We start from the raw sequence: 10,772 nt of genomic DNA on the forward strand, positions 1-10,772 counted from the left end.
AACGAAGAATCTTATAAAACTGATAGTTATACAACGGACAGGCGACTACTTTGAAGGCGTATAAGATCCTTCGCTATCGCTCAGGATGACAAATTAGTTAATCGGCCTCAATATCCTGTTCCACCTTATCTTGCTAAATATATTTTGAGTAGAATCTGTACTAAAAAACGTTAGCATGGCTTCACCAATTACATGGTCCTCGGGCACATATCCCCAAAATCTTGAATCTAACGAATCATGGCGGTTATCGCCCATCATCCAGTAGTAATTCATTTTAAAGGTGTAGGTGTCTGCTTTCTTTCCGTTTATTAAAATATCTTTTCCGTTTACGGCAACTTTGTTGTTTTCATACACCTCTATGGCCCTGCGGTACAGGATTAATGTCGAATCATTCAGCGGTATAGTCATACCTCTTTTAGGCAACGTTAACGGTCCGAAATTATCCAGGTTCCATTTAAACTTTGGGTTGTGCGGGAATATCTCTGCATCATACAAACCTGCTTGCGCAATAACCGGCGTAATGCTTTTTATATTGGAATAGCTTTTTAGTGTTGCCACGTTTGCGGTTGGTACTATCATTTCATAAGTGTCCGGTGCTAACTGCTGGCGAATTTCGATATGCAGGTCGGTCAATATCTGCGGATTAATATCCTTTCCATCGGTCACTACCGTATATGATGTTTGCTGCTTTTCTGCATTTGCCACCGGTTTGCCATTAATGTAAACCTGCGTGTTTACAATAGTTAATACATCACCGGGAATGCCCATGCAGCGTTTAATTAAGCAGGTGCGTTCATCAACGGGGAGGTTATATTGCGGGTCGGCTTCATCGGGTTTGTTAAATACTACAATGTCGCGGTTTTTAATTGTACCAAATCCGGGCAGCCTAAAATAGGGCAGTTTAATAGCATCCCAATAAGTTTTAATGCCATACAGGATAGGTTCTGTAAACGGAATTGACAAAGGTGTATTAGGCATCCGCGAACCATAACTAATTTTGCTCACAAACAAATAATCGCCGGTAAGCTGCGTGCCTTCCATCGAGCCGGAAGGAATAGCATAAGCCGAAAACAATAAGCCACGCATTATGGTAGAAACTACCAGTGCAAAAACTGCAGCATCAACCCACTCGCGGATTTTAGATTTTTTTGGCTTGTCGGTAACAGGGGTGTCCCATTTAAAATTGAACTTCCATTTCATGAGCTTAAGTTTTGATACAAAACTTTGATGGCTGAGCAGGGGAAATGTTACAGATGGGCTAAAGATTTTTTATGTTTACAACATAGATGCTGAATACACCCGTGCAACATTTTAATAAAACCCGCATAGCTCCAACTCCAAGTGGCTATTTACATTTGGGTAATGCGCTATCTTTTGCCCTAACTGCCGCGCTGGCACGCAAAACAGGTGCTAAAATATTGCTGCGCATAGATGATCTGGACCAGCAACGTGCTAACCTGCTTTATATACAGGATATTTTTGATACCCTCAATTTTTTAAATATTCCGTGGGATGAAGGCCCGCGCGATGTGGAAGAATATAAAAGCTCGTGGTCGCAATTACACCGGCTGGATAACTATAACATCGCGCTGAAGCAATTAGAACAACAAGGCGCTGTATTTGCCTGCCAATGCTCGAGGGCGCAGCTACAGGGTAATATTTATCCTGGTACTTGCCGCAACAAAGCCATACCACTTGATACACCCCATACCGCCTGGCGATTATACACTGACGAAAAAGACTTATCCATCCACATCCTAAATGATGGTATAATAAAAACTAAGCTGCCGGATACCATGAAAGATTTTATTGTAAAAAAGAAAGACGGCTATCCATCCTATCAATTAGCATCATTATTGGATGATTTACATTTTGGTGTTGACCTAATAGTGCGCGGTCAGGATCTTTACCCATCAACCATAGCGCAGCATTATCTGGCCTCGGTTCTTCATAAAGAAACTTTTCAAAGTATTACCTTTCATCATCACCCGTTGTTAATGGAAAGCGGCGATAAAAAACTATCCAAATCTGCCGGGTCCACCTCTATAAAATATTTAAGGGAGCTGGGTAAAACCCCGGAAGATGTTTATGAGGAGATTGGGCGGATGTTAGGGATTGAAGAAGATTTACGAAGTTTTACAAACTTCGTAAATCTGGTATAGCAAGGGTGTTCAATTTTTAGTGAGTGGAATACCCGGAACACAGGCAAAATTGTGTCACTATATTATTCAGTTTATTGATTCGGCAAACGAATTACCTAACCGTTAAGCGGGTATTATATAATTTTAAAGTCCTGGCTATTTCTTGCAGGTCTTTTTTAGCTTTATCATATTCTTTTTTATTAGCCAATGGCCTATTAATTACCACATCTGATTAAAACAAATTATTGCAAGATATAGCTGGAAGACCTAAAACCCCCAATGTCATTTCTCCTCGTACCTCGTCGAAATGACATATAAATATACAGTGTAGTTCCCACAAAAAAGGGCATGGCAAACCATACCCTTTCTATCTTTATTTGATCTATTATTGCCCTTTGTCTTTTTTAAGTGCCGCAATATCGCCCAGGTCTTTTTGCCGGCCCGAAGCTTCTTTATTCTGAATAAATTCAGCCACGTTAATAAAATTTATACGCAATCCGTCAACTTCTCCTTCAATCTTGTTTAAATAAGCATCAGTAAATTCTACCCCCGAAATTGCGTTTAAAATATCTATTCGCAGCGGCGGATATCCTAATTGGGTTACATAGTTTGTTTTGAGAAAATCAGCTTCCTCCAGGCCAAGGGAGCCAAAGCCAAATTCATTTAATACGGATACCAGTTTAACTGCATTTTCCTGGCTGGGTTCGATCCAGATATCCAAATCGCCTGTATGTCTTGGCCGACCATGAAAAGCCAGTGCATGTGCGCCTACCACCATATATGCTACCTGGTGTTGATTTAGCAGTTCAATAAAATCTATAAAATCCTGCTCGAAAATCATACATGTCGTTGATGAACAACCTTCTCTATCTTTTCAGGAAAAGATCTGTCGGCCCAGCTAAAGTAATTCTGTCTTAACCTTACAACCTCTGTAAGCCTTTCGCCCGGCGACTTGCTTAACCAAAACGCAACATCGGCCATATCTTCATCTTCCATTTTTACATGGTTAACCACCATCGCAATTTTTCGATCAACTTTCATAAATGGAACAATTAAAATGGCATATAGCCTAATCAAAAATACGCAAAAAGATGCGCTAATAAAAATTGTACCAATTTGATAAATCGGCTTAGCAAACAAAAAAAAAGGGCATGATCCTAAAACCATACCCTTTTGAATTTTGACTTTAACCTTAGTACCTGTAGTACTCCGGTTTAAACGGACCAGCAACCGGTACGCCGATGTAATCAGCCTGGTTTTGGTCAAGTTCTTCCAGCTCAACACCAATTTTAGCCAAGTGTAAACGGGCAACTTTTTCATCTAAGTGTTTTGGCAAAGTGTAAACCAAGTTTTCATAAGCACCGGCGTTTGTCCAAAGCTCTAATTGAGCTAAAGTTTGGTTAGTGAATGAGTTACTCATTACAAAGCTTGGGTGGCCAGTGGCACAACCTAAGTTAACCAAACGGCCTTCGGCTAAAACAATAACGTCGCTGCCGTCAATAGTATATTTATCAACCTGTGGTTTAATTTCTATTTTGGTTTTGCCATAAGCGCCGTTTAACCAGGCCATGTCAATCTCGTTATCAAAGTGACCGATGTTACAAACAATAGCTTTGTCTTTTAAGGCACGGAAGTGCTCTTCGCGAACAATGTTCATGTTACCTGTAGCGGTTACCACAATATCAGCCTCGGCAATAGCGGTGCTTAATTTCTTAACCTCAAAACCTTCCATAGCTGCCTGTAATGCGCAGATAGGGTCAATTTCTGTAACTATAACACGTACACCCGCATTGCGCAATGAGTCAGCAGAGCCTTTACCCACATCGCCATAACCGCAAACAACGCCAACTTTACCGGCCATCATCACGTCGGTAGCACGGCGTATAGCGTCAACCAGCGATTCGCGGCAGCCATATTTGTTATCGAATTTTGATTTGGTTACAGAGTCGTTAATATTTATAGCCGGAATTGGCAAAGTTCCCGCTTTCACACGCTCATATAAACGGTGAACACCGGTTGTAGTTTCTTCTGATAAACCTTTAATACCTGCAACTAATTCAGGGTAACGGTCAAATACCATATTGGTTAAATCGCCGCCATCGTCTAATATCATGTTTAATGGTTTGCGGTCCTCGCCAAAAAACAAGGTTTGCTCAATGCACCAGTCAAAATCAACCTCGTTTAAACCTTTCCAGGCATAAACAGATACACCCGCAGCGGCGATAGCTGCAGCAGCATGATCTTGGGTTGAAAAAATGTTACATGATGACCAGGTAACTTCGGCACCCAGCTCAACCAATGTTTCAATTAAAACAGCAGTTTGGATGGTCATGTGCAGGCAGCCTGCAATGCGTGCGCCTTTTAATGGTTTTGAAGCACCGAATTCATGGCGCAATGCCATTAAGCCCGGCATTTCTGCTTCGGCTAATCCAATTTCTTTGCGGCCCCATTCGGCTAATGAAAAGTCTTTAACTTTGTACTTGGTGTAAGCGGTCTCTACTGATGACATAGCGTTTTGTTTTTTTGAAATGCAAAAATAATACATTCTATTGTTAAAGCAAAATGCTAAAGCGTTCGGAATGCGATTATTGCGGGGCCATTGGTGGTTATGGCGTTTCCTTCGGGTCAGGCTTTCCGCTCATACGCTATGGGCCTTAGGCTCAGGGCAGGTATCCGCTCCAATCCTTAACGTGTTTACTCACCCATCATCGCTTCGCCCAATCACCCTCTTTTCGGCAAGCTGCAACGCAATTAAGTTAAATATCTTATAATCAATTATTTATGTTTCTTTATTGTGATGCATTCTTTTGCATTTAATTGGCAATTATCTAAAAGCCAGTGCAGGTGGGTTCAGGTAGGACCAGATGGGTTCAGGTAGGTTCAAGGCAGACCGTGTTGGCAGCATATAACCATCCTGCCCTAAAAGTGGAAGGATTTGCGATTAGCTAGCGGTGGCAAACCAATCCTAATAAGTGCCGCGGGTGAGTAAACGGCACGCGTTTACGCGCCTACGCTTTAACCTTTGCAGATGCCATAGCCAAATGGCCATTATAAACACCGCCGGTTTCAACCAATAGTGTACCAGTTTCAATATCGCCGGTAATTTTGCCGGTGCCTTTTATTTCTAAAGATTGTACGGTAATGTTACCATTTAACGTACCATATACAATCATTTCTTTAGTAGTTACAGTGCCCTGTACAAGACCTGTTTCGCCTAATATTAAACCTTCGTCAACATATACATCGCCGGTTACCTGACCATCAATACGTGCAAAGGCCGGGGCCCTCACGTTGCCGGTAATTACACTTCCTTCGCTTATTAATGTTGATATGGCCTGCAAATCAAGCGCTACTTTATTTTTTTTTGAAAAAACACCCATTACCCGCCTTATAGATAGATATAGAAAATTATTAATTATTTAAGGTTAAAAATTTAACCGGATTTATTGGCTTTCCATTTTGCCTTACCTCGTAGTGTAAATGCGCCCCTGTTGAATGCCCTGTTGAACCTACCTCACCTACCTTATCGCCTACAGAAACCTCCTGGCCAACTTTAACCGTTATACGTGATAAATGGCCGTATAAGGTTTCAAATCCATTTGCATGTGCTACACGCACACAGTTACCATAGCCGCCGTTCCAACCGGCAGAAACTACCCTGCCATTGGCTGTACATTTGGCCACATCGCCCGTGTTACCCTTAAAATCAATACCCGGATGAAACTCGGCATGTGCCTCATTGAAAGGATCGCTCCTATAACCAAAACTCGATGTCATGGAACTTATCCGCGGATAGCCCATCGGAGTAAAAGCAACTGAATTTACTATATGTGTCAGGTAATCATTATAGGCCGATAATACCTCTTTATCAGAAAGCTTTGTGCCTTCGGCGTTAGCATCACCCCCAACTGCTTTGGTTGAAAAACCTTTTAACCCGCGTTTTCTTAAATAATCATTAATGTTTTTTAATTTACCTTCAATAGCCTGTATGTATGATTGTGCAGAGTTTTTTTCACTTTGTTTTTGAAGAGCAATAGGTATCTGGCCCTTCAAGCTTACAATTTGCGAGAGTAATAATTGTTTTTCAACTTCCTGCTGCGCGTTTCTGTTATTCAAAAAAGCGATTGATCCTATCAATAAAGCAAGTACAGAGAACAAACCTATTGCATAATATTTGAGGCGGGTTATGTGCATTGTTTTTATCTGAAACGTTTTTGTACCCTGTTTATTTTTACTTAAAATAACAATTGTACTAACATCTTTGGCGTTCACTTTCATTTACTCTAATTGCGATTAGGGTCTGCAATTTATAAAATGCAGCTAATAAATCAATATTAAATTTAAACACACTAACGCTCAAGTAGCATTCATCATTGTCAGCATGATGTTATTATTACGAATTTAACGCGCTAACTGTTGCCCTAATTGTTATTTTTGTATAATAAAAATTGAAAAAGACACATTATGATGTATCCAGAATATTTAGTTACCCCTATGCGGGAAGATCTGACCAAGGTTGGTTTTGAAGAATTAAAAGATGCCGAGGCGGTGAAAAATGCCATTGAAAGCGAAGGAACCGTATTTGTAATGGTAAATTCTGTTTGCGGTTGCGCTGCTGCCAACGCGCGCCCGGCCGCTAAAATTGCTACACAAAGCGCAAAACATCCTGATAAATTTGTAACTGTGTTTGCCGGAATGGAAAAAGAAGCTGTTGATAGCGCACGTAACTATATGTTGCCTTATCCGCCGTCATCACCTGCTATGGCGTTGTTTAAAGATGGCAAACTGGTACACATGATAGAACGCCATCAAATTGAAGGGCGCCCGGCGCAAATGATAGCAGATAATTTGATCGGTGCATTTGAGCAGTATTGCTAGTTAGAGATTAGTAGCCCGTGAAATTTAATGCAAAAAGCGATGAGTACCCCTCATCGCTTTTTGCATTTATAATCCCAGCCTAATCTCTAGTCCCCCCCGGTAACATTTTAGCGATGCAAGCATCATAAATATTAATTAAAAACTCTTATTTTCGCTTATTAACTGACTCATTATTCTATATGAAAAAAACCACACTAACCGGTTTAGTTGCCGGTATTGTAATTACCGCAGCCTCGCTAAGCCCGGTAATGGCCCAGGCACCAAAGGTCGAGGACCCGTTAATGAAAATATACCGGGCGACACCTCCCCGAATTAATGACCTGATACATACCAAACTGGATGTGCGTTTCGATTACAAAAAGCGCTATTTATATGGCAAGGAATGGGTTACCTTGAAACCCCACTTTTATCCGACAGATACCTTAAGACTTGATGCCAAGGGTATGGATATTAAAAATATATCCGTAGTAAAAAATGGTAAAAACATCCCGCTAAAATATAAATACCAGGATAGTCTGAGTTTGGCTATACAGTTGGATAAGGTTTATCATAATAATGAAAACTATACCATCTATATTGATTATACCTCAAAACCTAACCAGCTTCATGTAAAAGGCAGTGCCGCTATAAACGATGCTAAAGGTTTATATTTTATTAATCCTGACGGTACTGAAAAAGACAAGCCTACCCAGATCTGGACACAAGGCGAAACCGAAAGTTCATCGTGCTGGTTCCCTACTATTGATCAGCCGCAGCAAAAAACTACCGACGAGATTGTTATGACCGTACCCGCCAAATATGTAACCTTATCAAACGGCAGACTGGCATCGCAAAAGGTTAATGGCGACGGTACCCGTACCGATACCTGGAAAATGGAACTACCCCACTCGCCATACCTGTTTATGATGGCCGTTGGCGATTTTAAAATATTCCATGATAAATGGCGCAATAAGCCGGTCGATTATTACCTGGAGCCAAAATATGCGCCGTATGCCAAGCAGATTTTTGGCATGACGCCGGAGCTGATAGAGTTTTACTCGAAAACTTTAGGTGTTGATTACCCATGGAATAAATACGCGCAAATTGTTGTGCGCGATTATGTGAGCGGCGCGATGGAAAACACATCAGCTACGCTGCACGGTGTATATGTGCAGGCAACACCCCGCGAATTATTAGATGCCAATTATGATGCCGGACGAAGCACCATAGCACATGAGTTGTTTCACCAATGGTTTGGCGACCTGGTTACTACCGAAAGCTGGAGCAACACAACCGTAAATGAATCATTCGCTGATTTTAGCGAGATGCTTTGGGCGGAATATAAATACGGCCAGGATGAGGCTGATGCGCATAGTTACACTGCCATGGTTAACTATTTGGCCAACCCGGTAAATAAAACAAAGAACCTGGTTCGTTTTCATTATGTTGATAAAGAAGATGTATTTGATTTGGTAACCTACCAAAAAGGTGGCCGTATATTAAATATGCTGCGCAATTATTTAGGTAAAGACGCTTTTTATAAAGGCTTAAATATTTACCTTAAAACTAACGCTTTTAAAGCCGGCGAAGCGCAACAATTACGTTTAGCGCTTGAAGAAGCCAGCGGCCGCGACCTGAACTGGTTTTTTAACCAATGGTATTATGGCCAAGGCAACCCGGCATTAACAATTAGCTATAAATGGGATGACGCGGCAAAAAAAGAAACGGTTTACCTGCAGCAAACCCAAGAGGGTAATGTCTTTATTTTACCTATGGCAATTGATATTTATGCGGGCGGTAAAAAAGTGCGCCACAACATATGGATGAATAATAAAGCCGATACCTTAACTTTTGCATCGGCTGTAAAACCAGACCTGGTGAATGTTGACGGCAATAAGGTATTATTGGCCGAAAAGAAAGACAGCAAAACCCTGGACGAATATGTTTTCCAATACTTTAACGCGCCATTATATCTTGACCGCTTTGAGGCGATAGATCATGCAACACCAGAGCAAGGCAGCACAGGCGCGCAAAAAGTAATGATAGCCGCTTTGAAGGATAAATATTACGGCTTACGCATAAAAGCTATCCGCGGTTTAAACATGGCTAATGATGATGTACGCAACGCGGCCCAGCCTATATTGATCTCGCTGGCGCAAACTGATGATAATACTTTGGTACGTGCTGCTGCAATTGGCGTATTAGGCAAGCTTAAAGCAGCCGGTATGATGAGTTTGTTTAAGGAATCGCTTAAAAGCCAATCATACGCCGTACAGGGCTCGGCTTTAAATGCTATATCATTACAAGAACCCGTACAGGCTTTCGAGTTAGCCAAAGGTTTTGAAAAGGACAACAAAGGCAATTTAACTCAGGCAATGGTGCATATTTATGCAACCAGCGGCTCGGGTGCACAATGGCCGTTTGTCTACAAACAATACCAGGATGCAGGCATACAAGTCAAATTTAATATGATTAAAGAATTTGCAGCCATGACCGCTAAAATGGATAAACCAGAGTACGTAATGCAAGGAATAGACGCGCTAAAAGATTTTGGTGTAAAATATAAAGTGTATGGTATTGCACCGGTTGTTATTGGTTTGTTAAATGATGTAAAAACACAGCGGACCAAAATGAACGATACTACATCAGCCAATGCCGCGGATGATGCGATTAAGGCGATAAATACTAAGTAAGAATTAATAAATGTTTTTTGATTAAGGGGTGGCTATTTCAGCTACCCCTTTTTGTTACTATATTCCGCACCATTGCAGAGAATACAACTAAATAAGAGTGTTAAAAAAGTAAAATAATTAGGTATAAATAAGTAAAACTACTAAATTAGTATTACCCAATTTATCCAGTTATGAAAACGCTCATATTTACGCTATTAATGCTGATTTACATTTTAGCAGTGAGGGCGCAACAAACACCGCGCCTGCCCAATAATAAACTACCCTTGTCACCCTATAGTTTAAAACCTGATTCCAATTTTAATAAATTGTTTAAAGGAAATACAGACTCGCTGGTAAGCAACAGGATCATTGCTGGATTAAATTCCAACAGGCCCCGGGCAACTAAAATCGATCGGATGCCGGTTGTGAGGCTTAACAACACCGACCCTAATATGCTCATAGTGCAGCCCGACAAAACCGGCTATACTATGCCTGTTGCAGGTATAAATCAGCCCCCAATATATTACATGAAAAAGCCGGGTGCCAAAGTTAAACCATTACCTTAAGTAATTAATTTTAATTATTGGGTGACATAGCGCTACGTTACACCTTTAAAAATCTTTGTTCAGCAGCTTCTCTAATTCAGCAAAGCTGATATTCATTTTTATCCGGCCCTGTTTGGCGTATGATATTTCGCCGGTTTCCTCTGATACGATAATAGCTGTAGCCTCATTGGCCTCGGTAACACCAATACCGGCCCTATGACGCAAGCCGAATTGAGCAGGCAGATCGGCCTTATCTGTAAGCGGCAAAATGCAACTGGCCGATTTAATTTTGTTTTCGGCTATAACCACCGCCCCGTCATGCAGCGGGCTTGTTTTCTGAAAGATGCTCTCTAATAAACGTTTTGATATTTTGGCCTCTAAAACTTCGCAGCTGTTTTGGTAAAACTGTTCATCATAGTATTTGGCAAACACAATAAGGGCCCCCGTACGGGTTTGTTTTAAGATTTTGCAGGCATCTATAATAGGTTTTATACGGGCGTAATTGTTTTTTTCTTCCTTTGTCTTACCAAAGAAATATCGCCACCAGGCTTTGTTGC

The 10,772-nt window shown here is 41.1% G+C and carries 11 protein-coding genes; 4 read left to right on the forward strand and 7 right to left on the reverse strand.

All coding sequences use genetic code 11. The features are described 5' to 3' along the window. Window positions 1-93 precede the first annotated feature (93 nt). A complete protein-coding gene (lepB, locus tag JWP71_RS13960; protein ID WP_299501086.1) occupies window positions 94-1,200 on the reverse strand; it encodes a signal peptidase I in 1,107 nt (368 codons plus the stop codon). An 86-nt stretch (window positions 1,201-1,286) separates the two neighbouring features. Between lepB and JWP71_RS13965 the strand changes: the two genes are divergently transcribed. After that, the gene (locus JWP71_RS13965; RefSeq protein ID WP_299501089.1) at window positions 1,287-2,162 is read left to right on the forward strand and encodes a glutamate--tRNA ligase family protein; all 876 of its coding nucleotides are present in this window, start codon (window positions 1,287-1,289) and stop codon (window positions 2,160-2,162) included. Between the two features lie 364 nt (window positions 2,163-2,526). Here the strand turns inward: JWP71_RS13965 and JWP71_RS13970 are convergent, their stop codons facing one another. From JWP71_RS13970 to JWP71_RS13990, 5 genes are all read right to left on the reverse strand, one after another. Beyond that, complete coding sequence (locus JWP71_RS13970) at window positions 2,527-2,982, reverse strand: nucleotidyltransferase (RefSeq protein WP_299501092.1); 456 nt, start codon at window positions 2,980-2,982, stop codon at window positions 2,527-2,529. After that, window positions 2,979-3,182, reverse strand: a complete 204-nt coding sequence (locus JWP71_RS13975; RefSeq protein WP_299501095.1) for a hypothetical protein — start codon at window positions 3,180-3,182, stop codon at window positions 2,979-2,981. Before JWP71_RS13975 ends, JWP71_RS13970 begins: the two co-directional genes overlap by 4 nt. 151 nt (window positions 3,183-3,333) lie before the next feature. Next, on the reverse strand, window positions 3,334-4,650 hold the full coding sequence (gene ahcY / locus JWP71_RS13980; protein ID WP_299501098.1) for an adenosylhomocysteinase: 1,317 nt from the start codon (window positions 4,648-4,650) through the stop codon (window positions 3,334-3,336). A 499-nt stretch (window positions 4,651-5,149) separates the two neighbouring features. Then, a complete protein-coding gene (locus JWP71_RS13985; RefSeq protein WP_299501100.1) occupies window positions 5,150-5,521 on the reverse strand; it encodes a polymer-forming cytoskeletal protein in 372 nt (123 codons plus the stop codon). 31 nt (window positions 5,522-5,552) lie between these two features. Then, window positions 5,553-6,419, reverse strand: a complete 867-nt coding sequence (locus JWP71_RS13990) for a M23 family metallopeptidase (protein WP_299501103.1) — start codon at window positions 6,417-6,419, stop codon at window positions 5,553-5,555. A gap of 189 nt (window positions 6,420-6,608) precedes the next feature. Here JWP71_RS13990 and JWP71_RS13995 point away from each other — a divergent pair, with 189 nt between their 5' ends. The 3 genes from JWP71_RS13995 (at window position 6,609) to JWP71_RS14005 (ending at window position 10,236) form a co-directional block, all read left to right on the forward strand. Next, on the forward strand, window positions 6,609-7,019 hold the full coding sequence (locus JWP71_RS13995; protein WP_299501114.1) for a BrxA/BrxB family bacilliredoxin: 411 nt from the start codon (window positions 6,609-6,611) through the stop codon (window positions 7,017-7,019). Window positions 7,020-7,198: 179 nt separating this feature from the next. After that, a complete protein-coding gene (locus JWP71_RS14000; RefSeq protein ID WP_299501106.1) occupies window positions 7,199-9,691 on the forward strand; it encodes a M1 family metallopeptidase in 2,493 nt (830 codons plus the stop codon). Between the two features lie 170 nt (window positions 9,692-9,861). Continuing rightward, the gene (locus tag JWP71_RS14005) at window positions 9,862-10,236 is read left to right on the forward strand and encodes a hypothetical protein (protein ID WP_299501109.1); all 375 of its coding nucleotides are present in this window, start codon (window positions 9,862-9,864) and stop codon (window positions 10,234-10,236) included. Between the two features lie 45 nt (window positions 10,237-10,281). Here JWP71_RS14005 and JWP71_RS14010 read toward each other — a convergent pair. Continuing rightward, the coding region (locus tag JWP71_RS14010; RefSeq protein ID WP_299501111.1) for a DNA integrity scanning protein DisA nucleotide-binding domain protein at window positions 10,282-10,772 on the reverse strand (491 nt) is incomplete at its 5' end.

Origin of the sequence: Mucilaginibacter sp., from assembly GCF_028287845.1 — a bacterium.
Classification (GTDB): domain Bacteria; phylum Bacteroidota; class Bacteroidia; order Sphingobacteriales; family Sphingobacteriaceae; genus Mucilaginibacter.